The organism is Bdellovibrio sp. KM01, assembly GCF_013752535.1.
In the GTDB taxonomy this organism is placed as follows: domain Bacteria; phylum Bdellovibrionota; class Bdellovibrionia; order Bdellovibrionales; family Bdellovibrionaceae; genus Bdellovibrio.
Genome location: NZ_CP058348.1, coordinates 3,886,736 through 3,901,378, shown reverse-complemented (window position 1 = coordinate 3,901,378; position 14,643 = coordinate 3,886,736). Strand labels below are relative to the sequence as shown.

The following is a 14,643-nucleotide window of genomic DNA, read 5'->3' as shown; positions in this document are numbered from 1 at the left end:
CGCTCCTACAGAGGGATATTGCCGTGCTTTTTAGCCGGAGTGATATCGCGTTTATTTTTTAGCATTTCCAAAGAATCGATGATGCGTTTACGAGTCAAAGCTGGATCGATAACTTCGTCAGTGTAACCAAGTTCTGCAGACACGTACGGATTCGAGAACTTCTCTTCGTATTGTGCCGTCAAACGAGCTTTTTCTGCTGCTGGATCTTTTGCTTTGTTGATCTCTTCGCGGCTGATGATGCTTACCGCACCCTCAGCTCCCATGACTGCAATTTCTGCAGAAGGGTAAGCCAGGTTCACGTCAGATCTCAAAAGTTTAGATCCCATAACGATGTATGCACCACCGTAAGCTTTACGAGTGATTACTGTGATTTTAGGAACAGTCGCTTCAGCGTAGGCATAAAGAAGTTTCGCACCGTGAGTGATGATACCATTCCACTCTTGATCTTTACCTGGCAAGAAGCCCGGAACGTCAACGAATGAAACAACAGGGATGTTGAAAGCGTCACAGAAGCGGATGAAACGAGCTGCCTTACGGGAAGCTTCGATGTTCAAGCAACCAGCCAATACGTTTGGTTGATTTGCCACGATACCAACGGGACGACCGTTGAAACGGGCGAAACCTACGATAACGTTTGCAGCAAAGTGCTTGTGAACCTCAAGGAAGTAACCCTCGTCCACGCACTCAGTGATAACTGCAAGCATGTCGTAAGGTTTTTTAGGATTTTCCGGGATCAAGTTCATGATCGCCTCAGTCAGGCGGTCAGGACGATCTGTGTTCGGCAATGCTGGAGCATCATCCAAGTTGTTTGATGGAAGGAAGTTCATCAATTCGCGGATTAGCAACAAACAGTGCTTGTCGTCTTCAGCTGCGAAGTGCGCAACACCAGATTTTGCAGAGTGAGTTGTCGCTCCCCCCAAATCTTCTTTAGTTACTTCTTCATGAGTCACAGTCTTGATAACATCAGGACCCGTTACGAACATGTAAGAAGTGTTTTTAACCATGAATACAAAGTCAGTAATCGACGGGGAGTAAACCGCGCCGCCCGCGCAAGGGCCCATGATTGCTGTGATTTGTGGAACTAAACCAGAAGCCATCGTGTTGCGTGTAAAGATATCTGCGTAACCACCAAGTGATTCGATACCTTCTTGAATACGTGCGCCACCAGAGTCATTCAAAGAAATGAAGGGTGCACCGTTCTTGATAGAAAGGTCCATCACTTTACAAATTTTGTTAGCTTGAGTGCGAGACATAGATCCACCGATAACAGTGAAATCTTGAGAAGAGACGTAAACCAATTTGCCGTTGATACGACCGTAACCAGTTACCACGCCGTCGCCCGGAACAACATTTTTGTCCATGCCGAAGTTTGTGCAACGATGAGTAACGAAACGATCCATCTCAACGAAGCTGCCTGGATCTAAAAGAACATCTAAACGTTCGCGCGCAGAAAGTCTGCCGCCTTGTTTGTGTTTCGCAACACGAGCAGCTCCGCCACCCGCCATCGCGGCTTCATTTCTTTTTTCTAGATCGGCAAGCTTTGCTTGAATGCCTGAAGATACTTCGCTCATAAATTCCTTCTTTAACGTTTGAAAAAACGGAAGGCATACTTCTATCAATGAGCATTTGAGTAATCATCTTAAAACGACAGACGCAGAGCATGTTTTTCTGCTCTGCGTTCAGTAGGTATCTTGTTGAATTTATGGGACTAACTGTCCAAGTACTTGAAGTGCCTTTTGAATATTGATTCGGCCTCGAGTTTTTACTTTAAACTCGTGTCCTGAAGTAACGTCAACTGACTGTTCGATTGCGGCTTTAATCTGCTTTGCAGTGGCGTTTGGCTTATAGCTCCATAGCAGAGCCGCTGTTCCAGAGACGAAGGGTGCTGCCATGCTCGTTCCATCCATGTAGGTCGAACTGTTGCCGGGAATCGTGCTTAAAATATGCTCACCCGGTGCCGCCACATGGACAAAATTAAAGCCACTGTTCGACCAAGATGTCATGAAGTCACTCACGCTTGATGCCGCCACAGTGATTTGATTTGAAAGATCAAAAGAAGCCGGGAATTCAGGGTAGACATCGATATCGCGCGCATCATTACCCGCTGCTACGACAACCAGAATTCCTTGGGATTCCAAAACTTGGAACGCATTTCTCAAGGAAGCGACACAGGGAGCGCCACCCCAGCTGGCATTGATGATTTTAGCACCACGACTGGCGGCATATTGAAGTGCAAGAATTGCGTCACCTAAAGAACCACCACCATCATTGGCGATGAACTGTGCTGGAATAATTTGTGCGCGGGGAGCCACGCCCGAAACCGGTCCAAAATTTGAGTCGGCCGCGATAATCCCAGCGACATGAGATCCGTGGGGGCTGGGTGTTGTCGTTGAGGATGGAACAGAGACAAAGCTCGCGCCATAGTAATCGTCAACAATACCATTTTTATCATCATCAATTCCGTTATTAGGAATTTCTCCCGTATTCACAGCAATTCGGCCCGCAAGCTGCGGATGAGTGACATCCACATACGCATCCACAACTGCGACCTTAATACCTTGACCATATACGCCTTGAGTGTAAGCAGAGTTCGCTTTGATCATGCTTAAGCCCCAAGTGTCGCTTACAGACGACGAAGCGTATTCTTTCGTGGCTTCAACTTGAATGCGACGATCGAATTCGACACGGCGAATGTTTTCCAATTGTGGTTCGATAAATTCTTTTTTGAATGATTCAGCATCAGTGCCGGATTCAACAGTGAATCGGCCATCTTCCCACTGAACGATGTATTTGCTTTTGATCGCTTGTCCCATACAAGCTGCAGAATCAAGTGCAGTGCTGTCTGAGAAGACCGAGTTCGACGATTTTTTGCTACAAGCTGTAAATACTAAGACGCAAGCAACCGCCGAGAGTATTTTTTGAACATCCATGTTCACTCCCTGTGCGGGCCCGAAGGTCCCATTTATGAGACTTCATGCTAACCCACACAGGTTAATAGATCGGAAAAAATCGTCCCAATATGAGGCTAGTTTATCCTTAAGCCCATAAACAAAAAGACCAAGATCCCTCGACCTTGGTCTTTTTCCTAGAACCCTTGCCAGTCCTCAATTTGATTTCGAGCCGGCATGTTTTCGGTTCCTTGTGTATCTTCATCTTTTATCGTTAATTTGAACTGATAGATGGGCTGGGCCCAGATATCCCTGCAAGTGATATAGTAGTCGCTCATCGTATCAGCCACATAGTCGTCATTATCAACTGTTCGATCTACCAACGTATTAGTTGTGGCCCTGTTGCTTCCATAGCGTTTGGTATTCGCTGCAGGAATTGTGATGCTGGTGCTTAATCCTGTAGCCATAATAAAGTATTGACCTACGGTTTTCGGGAAATCGGAATAAATAAGAGGGCCTGCGCCGCCCCAGCAGCCAATGTTGGCTTTGGCATCCGCATCGGATGCGCATTTTATTTTCTCGGTACTGCCTGGAGGAACGTAATCATCGACTTTTGACCTTCTATACGAATATGCAGTGAAAGATACAATTGAACAAAAGTCTGCGGTTTTAGACCCCAGCGTAATTATCACGTCGCTGTAATAGAGCTGGCCTTCAGGAATTAAGATATTGCAGTCCTTGGCGCCGGCTTCCGGAGTATCAGTAGTCAGAGCTGTGCAATTGCCTTGGGCGACAAGTTCGGTACCACCTTCCCATCTCGTTTGGACGCCAACATAAAGAGTTGTATTTTTTGGCGTCTGATCGAAATTAACATCTTTCACAGTCGGCGTCGTCGAAGAGGAATCCGTTTCTTTCTTCGGCGGAGAGCCGCAAGAAATGATCGTCGAGGTAAGTGCACTAAGAATAATTGAAAACAGAATAAACTTTTTCATGATTATTCGTTCGGCAGACAAATTTGCAAACTTGAGCTTGTATATTCGAATTGACTAAAAATTGTTTGTTCCCCGAGGAGAAATCAGAACAAACAGGGGGTGGAGTCACACCTTTGGCTGTTTATAAACAGCCTCTAGTCTAGATATTTGTGATGAATTCTTTGAGGAACGAAGTAAACTGGATTTCCACTCGCTTTGCCGTCTCAGTGACTTCGTCATGAGAAAGTTTTTGTGAAGAAATGCCTGCAGCCAGATTCGTGATGCAGCTAAGAGCGGACACGCGAAGGCCCAAGTGATTTGCTGCGATTGTTTCGGGCACTGTGCTCATGCCGACAGCTTTACCGCCAATCATTTTCAAGTAACGAACTTCAGCAGGAGTTTCATAAGTAGGACCGCTTACGCCACAGTAGATACCTTTATGATAGCGAGTTCCCTGTTTTTGTAGGACTTGCTCCATGATTGTGATCAAGCGCTTGTCGTAAGCTTCAGTCATGTCAGGGAAGCGAGGTCCAAGCTCCTTGATGTTCGGTCCCATCAAAGGATTTGTGCCCATCAAGTTGATGTGGTCTTCGATGATCATGAAATCACCAGCTTGCATGCTTTCACCAAAACCACCAGCAGAGTTGGTTAGAATCAAAGTCTCAATTCCTAACATTGCCAGAGTTCTTGTCGGAAACACGACACTTTCCATGCTGTGACCTTCATAGAAGTGATTGCGACCTTGAAGAATAGCGATGGATTGACCGTTCACTTTACCGAAAATCAAATTTCCAGAATGGCCTTCTACTGTAGGAGGGGAGAAATGCGGAATATCTTTGTACGGAATCGTAGTTTCGACTTCGACATCTTTTACAAAGGCACCCAAACCCGAGCCGAGAACGACACCGATCTTCGGTTTCGCCGAAGTTTTTGTACGGATGAAGCTGATCGATTCTTGAAGTTTATTGAGTACCAAGTTGTTCTCCTATTGTCCTTGAGTTTTAGCTCAAAACTTTCAGTATCAAACTAGGCTTTGGTACCTTTTGCAAGGAAATAGTAATCGCAGATTTTAGCATCGGAACTGCAGACATCAACAGACCTTCATCGTCACCATGCAGAGTGAACAAAGTGTCACCAGCCTTCACTTCATCACCAACTTTAGCGTGAAATTCTATCCCGGCTGTAGGCGCAATAATATCAGTTGTTTGCGCGCGACCAGCTTTGATTAAAATTCCGGCAACACCAATGCTCTCCGTATGGAAGCTTTGAACGAATCCGGATTTTTCAGCAGCAACTTTCAAATTGAATTTAGGTTTTGGAACATTGCGAAGATCGCCACCATGAATTTTACAAAGCTCCTCAAATTTTGCGAGTGCTTTTCCAGAAGTTAAAGTCTCAACGGCGATTTGGTAAGACTCATCTTCCGTTTTACCAATTCCCGCAAGAAGCAGCATGTGAGCAGAAAGACGCAGACTTAACTCGCGCGTATCTTCGTAAAGATCATACCCATGTGGACCGATGAATTTTTCATTTTTCATGATCGCAACACACTCATCAACTTCTAAAGAGTTGCCGGCATAGCGACCCAAGGGTTGATCCATATTAGTCAAAAGCGAAGTAACTTTTTTGCCGTAACCTTTTGCAATGTTCATCAAGTTCGTTGCAAGTTCTTCTGCAAGAACAGGTGTTTTCATAAAGGCGCCAGAGCCGTATTTTACGTCAAGTACCAAGCCATCGATGCCTTCAGCCAATTTTTTGGACATGATGGAGGCGCAAATCAACGGCAGACTTTCAACCGTTGCAGTCACATCGCGCAAAGCATAGATTTTCTTATCAGCAGGGCAGATCTCTTTGGTTTGACCAATGAAACAAATATTATTCTTGCGAACCAGCTCGATAAATTCAGGCAAAGGTTTTTGCGTGTTGAAACCAGGAATGGCTTCAAGCTTATCTAAAGTTCCACCCGTGTGACCCAAGCCACGACCGGAAATCATCGGAACGGGGGCGCCAGCCGCAGCCACGATCGGCCCCAAAATCAAGCTGGTCTTGTCTCCCACGCCGCCAGTGGAATGTTTGTCTACTTTAAAGCCTTTAACGGAAGAGAAGTCGACAACTTCACCAGAGTGAAGCATCGCTTTGGTTAAACCTAAAGTTTCTTCTTTGGTCATGCCTTTAAAAAAGATCGCCATTAAAAGAGCAGACATTTGATAATCAGGAATGGAACCACGAGCATAACCCAGAATAAATTCTTGGATCTCGTCGTTAGATAGTTCGCCTCCATTGCGTTTCTTTTTAATAATTTCAGCAGGAAGGAAAGACATTAGTAGCCTCCTTGAGATTGTTGACCTTGAACCAAAGCGACACCAGAACTTGTGCCCAAACGAGTCGCGCCCGCTTGAATAAGGGCCACCGCTTGCTCTGCATTCTTAACGCCGCCAGAAGCTTTCACTTCCAGTTTGTCACCAACGACAGATTTCATAAGTTTTACATCTTCCACCGTTGCTCCACCACCAGCGAATCCAGTACTGGTTTTAACAAACGCAGCTCCCGCCTCCATAGCGGCTTTGCACGCCAGGACTTTTTCTTCGTCGTTGATTAAGGAAGTTTCGATGATCACTTTAACTTTTATACCAGGTGCCGCCTGAACAACAGCTTTGATGTCGTCGCGAACATAATCCAAGCGACGATCTTTTAAAGCACCGATATGTACAACCATGTCGATTTCGCCAGCACCGTTTGCGATAGCAGTACGAGTTTCAAAAGCTTTGCTAACTGAATCCATAGCTCCCAAAGGGAAGCCCACGACGCAGCAAACCTTCACATCAGAACCACGTAACAATTCTGTGCACTGTTTTACGTAAGAAGTGTTTACGCAAACACTGAAGAAACCATGTTCACGCGCTTCCTTGCAGAGTTTTTCGATTTGCGCGGACTGCGCTTCGGGTTTTAGGAGAGTGTGGTCGATATACTTATTTAGCTGCAAGAGGCACCTCATTCAGATTCAAAAGAAAAAGGTACCGCAGAATAAAGTTTAGGGCAATGGCGACTTTGAAAAGAGAAGAGCCCTTGGTTTTGCCAAGGGCTCTTTGTGTTGATCGTTAAAAGTGAGCTGAGTTTTCTAGCCGGTTTTGGCTTTTGTTCCACCCGCGGCTTGGATCGCCGTATCGCCACCACTGGACTGACCCAAGAATGTCTTAGCATCAGCAGCAGAAACTTTTCCTTTGCGAACCAGATCCTCGATATATTTTTCGAACAGAATCATACCTTGGCTTGAACCCGTTTGCATCGCAGACGCCACCTGATGGATCTTACCCTCGCGAATCAAATTCGAAATCGCCTTTGTATTACGCATGATCTCGTAGGCTGCCACACGGCCTTGACCGTCTGCGCGAGAGAAAAGTGTTTGTGCCACAACCCCACGCAAAGATTCTGCAAGCATCGTTCTGATCTGAGCTTGTTGTCCTGCAGGGAAAACGTCGATGATACGGTCAATAGTTTTCGCAGCACTGTTGGTATGTAGTGTACCAAACACGATGTGACCTGTTTCGGCGGCAGTCAACGCAAGGCCGATCGTTTCCAAGTCACGCAACTCACCCACCAGCAGGATATCCGGGTCTTCACGGAGAGCGGCTTTCAGGGCGTTAGCGAAAGTTTTTGTATGGCTACCAACTTCACGCTGATTCACCAATGATTTAATATTTGGATGCACGAACTCGATCGGATCTTCAACCGTGATGATATGAGCTTCACGAGTTAAATTGATTTGATGGATCATCGCCGCCAAAGTCGTGGACTTACCGGAACCCGTCGGACCCGTAACCAGAATCAAACCACGATCACAATCAATCATATCTAGAACTGCAGGAGGAACTCCCAGCTCTTGCGCCGTTTTAATTTTCTCAGGAATGATACGCATGACGGCGCCAAGGCCTTTACGCTGCATAAATACATTGCAACGGAAGCGTCCAATTCCCGGCAGAGTATAGGCAAAATCCAGCTCCCACTTTTCAACAAAGGCTTTCTTTTGCTTTTCAGAAAGAATTTCGAAGATTAGTCCCTGAACATCCTGATTTGAAAGCTCACGATAGTTCAACGGAACCATGTTCCCATGCAGACGCAAATAAGGTGCGGCACCACTTGTAATGTGCAAGTCGGAGGCGCCTTGCTCAACCATGAGTTTAAACAGTTCATCAATCGTTGCCATTCTATTCTCCCTAAATGGTCTAATTCAGTGATCTTTTCGGTAAGTTATGCTCTAATGTTTAAATATTAATTGCTCTCACGATTGTTTCTGGACTATTGAAGAGAGATTGATCTCCCAAAGATCAACAGAGACGACCCAGGAGGAGCCCGTGTCCGCAGAAATTCTCATCAACGTTAGACCTCAAGAAACACGCGTCGCCTATGTTGAAGGCGGTATTCTTACTGATTTGAAAATTGAACGAAAAACTTCACCGACATTGGTCGGGTCTATTCACCGCGGGACGGTGATCCGTGTACTTCCGGGAATGCAGGCAGCCTTCGTGGACATTGGTCTAGAGAAAGCGGCTTTTTTATACGTTGGCGACATCCGCGAAGACGTCGACGACAATTTTCTTTCCAGCGTAGACCGCGAAGAACCTTTGGATGAGGGTGACGACGACAAGCCCCACTCTCATCAAGTTAAAACACCGATTCAGGATTTATTGAAAGAGGGCCAAAGTATTTTGGTACAAGTGGCGAAAGATCCGCTTGGAACTAAGGGTGCACGCTTAACAACGCACTTATCCCTTCCAGGTCGTTTCGTGGTGTTCTTGCCAACGGTAAGACACTTGGGAATTTCTCGTCGTATCGAAGACGAAGCAGAGCGCGACAGACTTCGCCAATTGGTTCAAAAAATCAATCCATCCGGGGGAGTCATCGTGCGAACGGCCGGTGACGGTGCTTCCGAAGAAATGTTGAAAGCCGACATCGAATATCTTGATCGTATGAGCAAAGAAATCTTCAAGCACTACGAGAAAAAGAAAACCCCCGGCGCCCTTCATACGGAACTTGATGTTGAGCTTCGCGCTCTTCGCGATTTGATGAGTGAAGATGTAACGAGCGTTTGGGTTGACGACGTCGAAGTTCAGAAAAAAGTTGTGAAGTTTGTTTCGCAATTCATGCCTAAGTACAAACAAAACATCGTGTTATATGAAGAAAGAAAACCTCTTTTCGATTTGTACGATATCGACATCGAAATTTCTCGTTCGATGGAAAGAAAAATCTGGCTGAAATCCGGGGGATACATCGTGATTGACGAAGCGGAAGCTTTGGTTGTGATCGACGTGAACACCGGTAAATTCGTAGGAAAAAAAGACCTCGAGGACACAATTTTAAAAACAAACTTAGAGGCGGTCCGCGAAACAGCCCATCACCTGCGTATTCGTAACTGCGGCGGGATTATCATCATCGATTTCATCGATATGGAAAAAGAATCTCACCGCGAAAAAGTAATGGAAGCCTTGGCCGAAGAGCTTAGCAAAGACCGCGCACGCACGAACATTGTTTCCATGTCCCAGTTGGGATTGGTTGAGATGACTCGTAAGCGCATCCGTCCAAGCTTGATCAAAACTTTGTGTGAGCCATGCTCTTACTGCGACGGAAAAGGCTATATCAAACGCAAATCTACGGTGGCGAATGAGATCTTCCGTGAACTTGAGCGTGATGCAGACATGTTAACGAATAAGAAAACCAATGTCGTGATCCATTGCCACAGTGAAGTTGTCGATTGGATTTACGAAGTTGAAGGGGAGAGTCTAGAGGGAATCGAAAAGAAACTGGGTCGCTCCGTTGCTTTCAAAATCGAGCCTAACTACCACTTAGAACAATACGAGATATTTTTCGTCTAATTTTGAAACGCACCGACTGAAACAAGGTCGGTGTTTTTCTAAAAATCCATTCATTTTACTCTCTAAATATCCGACGAGAGTACTATGAAACACTTTGTGCTGCTGCTGACATTTTTGCTTCTTCCGCTCCTATCTTGGGGTGAAGTCTGCAGTACAGTTTCTAATTCGGCTTTTGATGCCCTGAATGACCTTTCAAAAAATTCCTGCGAGCAGATCGTAAAATCAAAAGCATGCACAGATCTTTACGGCAAAATGAAAGATGCTGGGGAAAACCCTGCGGATAAAGCCCCGAACTGTTCGGACGGAAATTCTCTGGCCCAAGAGTACAGTGCCTGGAGCTACACTTCCGGTTGCGCAATCGGTGGCTGGAATTTTGTGAAAGACACCTTTGTCGGTATGGGAACTGCTGTTGCTGATGGTGCAAAGAGTGTTGGCAAGCTTGTCGATGACGTCGAACTGGAAAACGCCGCGAATAAAACTTGCGACGCCGATCCGAATGGAAAAATGCAACTGATTGAGCAATACAACCAAAACGTGCCCAAGCTTTTAAAAATTGCAAAACCCTCTGATGCGGTTCTGGCGAAAGTAAATTGTGCCAAAGTAAAAGCGACTATCAAGCTTCAACAAGGCCAAAAGGCCGACGAACTCAGTCTTAATTTGAACCGCAAGATGCTTTTACAAAAAGCCACCCTGACCCCAGATGAAAAAGAGTTGGTCGAGTGGGGGCAAAGACGTCTTCCAGGAACAGAAACAAGTCTTTTGGATGCGGCGAAAGCAAAACTGAAGGAAGTCGGTGTTCGACTGGAGTGCTACAGCTCGCAACAAGCGGCAGCAATGGTTTGCGAAGCCATTGCTGAAGTGGGCACTGTCGCCATAGGACCTGCAGGATGGGCTTTGAAGGCCTCAAGAATGCGAAACATCGCAAAGATCGCAGGCGTTTCCGTCGACGCCTCGAAAGCCACCTCGGGCGCGCGTATGGTGGCAACCGCGGCGGATTTGGAAAAGGCAGCCAAGCTTTCTAATGTTGAGCGCATCGCTGCCGCTGAAAAGTCCTTGGGCCGCACTCTGACATCAGCAGAGCAGAAAGCACTTATCGATGCCCATGAAGTGGCAGCTCAAACAGGGAGAGGTTACGGAACGTACTCAGCAACGGATTTAAAAAATAAAGCTGACATATTAAAGACGGCAGGATTTAGCGATACCGAGCGTGAACTATTAATGCGTCAAGGTCTTGCGGGTTCTCTATCTAGTGGTGCGGCGGCTCGCACGTATTCAAACACCATGCGCCTTCAAGCGGAGAAACTTTTGAGTTCCGGTAAAACCAACGAAGCGAAACAAAGCTTCCGATCAGCGGCGGATTCCTTCGAAGCTGTGGTGAATGATGTAAAACTTACAAAGTCAGACCGTGACTACTGGATGGGCGCAAAAATAAATGCGAACGCCGAAAGATACGACAAAGCGGCGGACTATTTTATTAAGAGCTACAGCAAAGAAACCGGGAATTCTAAGTCAGAGGCAATCTACGAAGCTTTGAAGCGAGAAAAGCAGGAACTCAGAGCTATTTCGAGTCAGAATCCTTCAAGTGTTGCTGCGCAATCAAATTATCAGACGCATCGAAAATTGATTGAGGCCGTCGTGAGTAATCCGCAGCTTCGATTGAGCGACGCGCTAAAGGGTGAACTTCTAAGACCCTAACATATAGGTAAATGTTTGAATACAGGCACTAATTGCGGAACGGCTGGATTCTGAAAAAAGCTGTCTTTTTTATTGCCAAGAGTCGGCTGCACCGATAATCTCTTCTTCTTCCTGAAAAGCTGAAAAAATTAGCATGTAATAGGTTGACAAAGCCTAGTGCGAAGTGGCATTTACGACTGGCTTAATTCGGGTAGCTGGAGGTTCTAATGTACGCGATTATTCGTACTGGTGGTAAGCAATATAAAGTTCAAGCTGGTGATGTTGTTCAAGTTGATAAACTAGAACAAAAACTAGGTGCAGAGTTTGATATCAACGAAATCTTGATGGTTGGTGGTGAGTCCACTCATGTTGGTCAACCTCTTGTTAAAGGTGCAAAAGTAACTGTTGTAGTTACTAAGCAAGCTAAGACTAGAAAAGAAATCGTTTTCAAAAAGAAACGTCGTCAAGGTTACAGAAAATTCGCAACTCACAAACAAGAGTTCACTGAACTTTTCGTGAAAGCAATTTCTCTTGATGGTAAAACAACAAAAACAGATGCTACGCCAAATGTGGTAGACGTTGCTGCGAAACGCACTGAAGCTGCTGAAGCTCGTGTTGCTGCTCGCAAAGACCGCGCTGCTAACAAAAACAAAGGCGAAGAAGTTGTAAAAAAAGCTGCTAAAAAAACTGTAGCGAAAAAGAAAGTTGCTAAAAAAGCAGTTAAAAAGACTGCAAAAAAAGCAACCGCTAAGAAAAAAACAGCTAAAAAAGCTTCTAAAAAAGCGTAATTAAAAGATTTTAAGCGAGGTTAGTCATGGCAAGTAAGAAGGCCGGTGGTAGTACAAAGAATGGTCGTGATTCACAGAGTAAACGCTTAGGCGTTAAACGTTTCGGTGGCGAAAAAGTTCTTTCTGGAACAATTATCGTTCGTCAACGTGGTACAAAATTCCACGTTGGTAACAACGTAAAAATCGGTCGTGACCACACGATCTATTCTGTAATCGAAGGTCTTGTTAAATTTGAGCGTTTTGCAAAAGATCGCTTCAAAGTTAGTGTTTATCCTAAAGCTGTCTAGTTCTAACTAGATCCACAGCTTCGATAAGCACCAAGAGATTTTACAATACATAAAAAGGAGCCTCTCTGGGCTCCTTTTTTGTTGTATATCTCTCCTCAAAGTATTGGTGCTCTTATGAAATTCATTGATGAAGTTAGAATTACATTAGCCTCTGGCCGCGGCGGTCCGGGTTGCGTTAGTTTCCGTAGAGAATCGGGTGCTCCTCGTGGTGGACCAGATGGTGGAGACGGCGGCAAGGGCGGCGATGTAATTATCAAGACTTCGCGACATATCAATTCCCTTTTTGAAATCAGACAAAATAAAAGATACGCAGCTCAAAATGGTGAGATGGGTTTCGGCCGTCAAAAACATGGTGCTGATGGTGAAAACCTGGTTCTGGTTGTTCCTCAAGGTACAATCCTTAGAAATCTAGAGGGTGAAATCGTTGTCGACATGACTGGCATCGATGAACACGTACTTTTGCGTGGTGGCCGTGGTGGTAAAGGTAATGAGTTTTTCAAAACTTCCATTAACCAAGCTCCGACGCATGCTCAACCAGGTGAAGACAACGAAGAGTTGGAAGTTAAGCTTGAGCTTAAATTGATCGCTGATGTTGGTATCATCGGCTTCCCCAATGCGGGTAAGTCGACTTTGATCTCTCGTATCTCGGCAGCGAAACCAAAAATCGCAGACTATCCTTTTACAACTTTAACGCCAAACTTGGGTGTGGTTAAAGCGGGTGACTATAGCTCATTCGTGGTTGCTGACATTCCTGGTTTGGTTAAAGGCGCACACGAAGGTGTGGGTCTTGGTATTCAATTCTTGAAACACGTTGAACGTACACGCGTATTCATTCACTTAGTGGATGCATCGGGATTGTCGGGCCGTGATCCTCTTCAAGATTTTGAAGACCTTAACTATGAACTAAAAATGTATGATGAGAGTAATCAGGACAAAGAGGGTTTCTTCCCTTTGCAGACGCGTCCGCAATTTGTCGTGCTCAACAAAATTGATACTCTCAGCACAGAACAACTTGAAAAACTAAAAATGAAATTCAAAAAAGCGACAGGCTCTGCCCCTTTGGCCATCTCTGCGGTTACAGGGAAAAACATCACAGAACTTGTTACAGAGTTGGGTCGCCAGATTTTGAAGGATGAAGAATAATGAAAATTGGTATTTTTGGCGGAAGCTTTAATCCTCCTCACATGGGTCACATCAATGCCATTCAAACAGTGGCAAAGAAAATGGGCTTGAATAAAGTCCACGTGATACCTGCAGCTCAAAACCCTCTTAAAACACCAGTGGAAGGTCCTTCTGCGGAGCAACGCCTTGAGCTTACAAAGCTTGCTTTTGCTCAGTACGGAGAAACTTACTTCGTTGATGATCAAGAGCTAAAACGCGGTGGCATGAGCTACACAATCGATACAATCATGAACCTTCGTAAAACATACGAAGCATCTGATTTGTATTTGATCGTGGGCGCCGACAAGTTTGAAGAACTTAGTCAGTGGAAAGACTATTCTAAAATTCTGGCTGAAACGAACTTGGTGGTGACTACTCGCCCAGGTTACGACATGCCAGAGTCTTTGGATGAAATGCCTGGTTACTTGAAACCACTTGTGGCGGACTTCGATTTCAACTTTATCGAGCTAACTACGGGTCGTAGCATTCAGTTCATTACTTTGCGTGATATCGAAATCTCTTCCAGTGAAGTTCGTAAATGGCTTCGTTCTGGTAAACCAGTTGAGCAGTACTTGCCACTTGCGGTTGAGACTTACATCAAAGAACACAAACTTTATAGAAACCTTGGCGACCGTATCGGTGACTACACTAAGTTCACTGAATTCTGCGCTAACGTGTTGTTTGCGAACAAAGGTATCAACGTACTTGGTTACGACCTAAGAAAAATCACGGCGCCAAGTGAGTTTGCTTTGATCGCATCTGGTACTTCCACTCGTCACGCGACTGCAATGGCAGAAAACATCGTGATCGCAGTTAAAGAAGAGTTCAATGTTCATCCACAATCCGTAGAGGGTGTTGATGAAGGTCGTTGGGTTTTGGTTGATTACGGTACTTTGATCATTCACGTATTCTATGATTTCGTACGCCTTGAGTACGGTCTTGAGAACTTGTGGAGACAAGGCACAGTTTTGCCTCTTAAAGATCCATACGTTGGGAAACAATAG

At 45.3% G+C, this 14,643-nt stretch carries 13 protein-coding genes; 6 read left to right on the top strand and 7 right to left on the bottom strand.

Translation table 11 applies throughout. The features are described from left to right. Nucleotides 1-5 precede the first annotated feature (5 nt). From HW988_RS18780 to HW988_RS18750, 7 genes are all read right to left on the bottom strand, one after another. A complete protein-coding gene (locus HW988_RS18780) occupies nt 6-1,571 on the bottom strand; it encodes an acyl-CoA carboxylase subunit beta (protein WP_142701983.1) in 1,566 nt (521 codons plus the stop codon). A 129-nt stretch (nt 1,572-1,700) separates the two neighbouring features. After that, nucleotides 1,701-2,930, bottom strand: coding sequence for a S8 family peptidase (locus HW988_RS18775; RefSeq protein WP_181605640.1), 1,230 nt, complete (start codon nt 2,928-2,930; stop codon nt 1,701-1,703). 155 nt (nt 2,931-3,085) lie between these two features. Continuing rightward, the gene (locus HW988_RS18770) at nt 3,086-3,880 is read right to left on the bottom strand and encodes a hypothetical protein (RefSeq protein ID WP_181605639.1); all 795 of its coding nucleotides are present in this window, start codon (nt 3,878-3,880) and stop codon (nt 3,086-3,088) included. A gap of 139 nt (nt 3,881-4,019) precedes the next feature. Beyond that, nucleotides 4,020-4,835: a purine-nucleoside phosphorylase gene (locus HW988_RS18765; RefSeq protein WP_181605638.1), complete on the bottom strand. Its 816-nt coding sequence runs from the start codon at nt 4,833-4,835 to the stop codon at nt 4,020-4,022. A 25-nt stretch (nt 4,836-4,860) separates the two neighbouring features. Next, nucleotides 4,861-6,180, bottom strand: a complete 1,320-nt coding sequence (locus HW988_RS18760; RefSeq protein ID WP_181605637.1) for a thymidine phosphorylase — start codon at nt 6,178-6,180, stop codon at nt 4,861-4,863. After that, nucleotides 6,180-6,842, bottom strand: coding sequence for a deoxyribose-phosphate aldolase (gene deoC, locus HW988_RS18755; RefSeq protein WP_181605636.1), 663 nt, complete (start codon nt 6,840-6,842; stop codon nt 6,180-6,182). Before deoC ends, HW988_RS18760 begins: the two co-directional genes overlap by 1 nt. A gap of 135 nt (nt 6,843-6,977) precedes the next feature. Further along, the gene (locus tag HW988_RS18750) at nt 6,978-8,063 is read right to left on the bottom strand and encodes a type IV pilus twitching motility protein PilT (protein WP_181605635.1); all 1,086 of its coding nucleotides are present in this window, start codon (nt 8,061-8,063) and stop codon (nt 6,978-6,980) included. 148 nt (nt 8,064-8,211) lie between these two features. On the opposite strand from HW988_RS18750, the gene HW988_RS18745 reads away from it, so the two are divergent. The 6 genes from HW988_RS18745 to nadD all read left to right on the top strand — a co-directional run bounded on the left by HW988_RS18745 (nt 8,212) and on the right by nadD (nt 14,643). Further along, a complete protein-coding gene (locus tag HW988_RS18745) occupies nt 8,212-9,729 on the top strand; it encodes an Rne/Rng family ribonuclease (protein ID WP_142701977.1) in 1,518 nt (505 codons plus the stop codon). An 84-nt stretch (nt 9,730-9,813) separates the two neighbouring features. After that, complete coding sequence (locus HW988_RS18740) at nt 9,814-11,424, top strand: hypothetical protein (RefSeq protein ID WP_181605634.1); 1,611 nt, start codon at nt 9,814-9,816, stop codon at nt 11,422-11,424. A gap of 206 nt (nt 11,425-11,630) precedes the next feature. Further along, nucleotides 11,631-12,191: a 50S ribosomal protein L21 gene (rplU, locus tag HW988_RS18735; RefSeq protein ID WP_181605633.1), complete on the top strand. Its 561-nt coding sequence runs from the start codon at nt 11,631-11,633 to the stop codon at nt 12,189-12,191. 26 nt (nt 12,192-12,217) lie between these two features. Continuing rightward, nucleotides 12,218-12,478: a 50S ribosomal protein L27 gene (rpmA, locus tag HW988_RS18730; RefSeq protein WP_088615960.1), complete on the top strand. Its 261-nt coding sequence runs from the start codon at nt 12,218-12,220 to the stop codon at nt 12,476-12,478. A gap of 114 nt (nt 12,479-12,592) precedes the next feature. Next, nucleotides 12,593-13,621 carry a GTPase ObgE gene (gene obgE, locus HW988_RS18725; RefSeq protein WP_181605632.1) on the top strand — a complete coding sequence of 343 codons (1,029 nt, stop codon included), beginning with the start codon at nt 12,593-12,595 and terminating at the stop codon, nt 13,619-13,621. Beyond that, complete coding sequence (gene nadD / locus HW988_RS18720; RefSeq protein ID WP_181605631.1) at nt 13,621-14,643, top strand: nicotinate (nicotinamide) nucleotide adenylyltransferase; 1,023 nt, start codon at nt 13,621-13,623, stop codon at nt 14,641-14,643. Before obgE ends, nadD begins: the two co-directional genes overlap by 1 nt.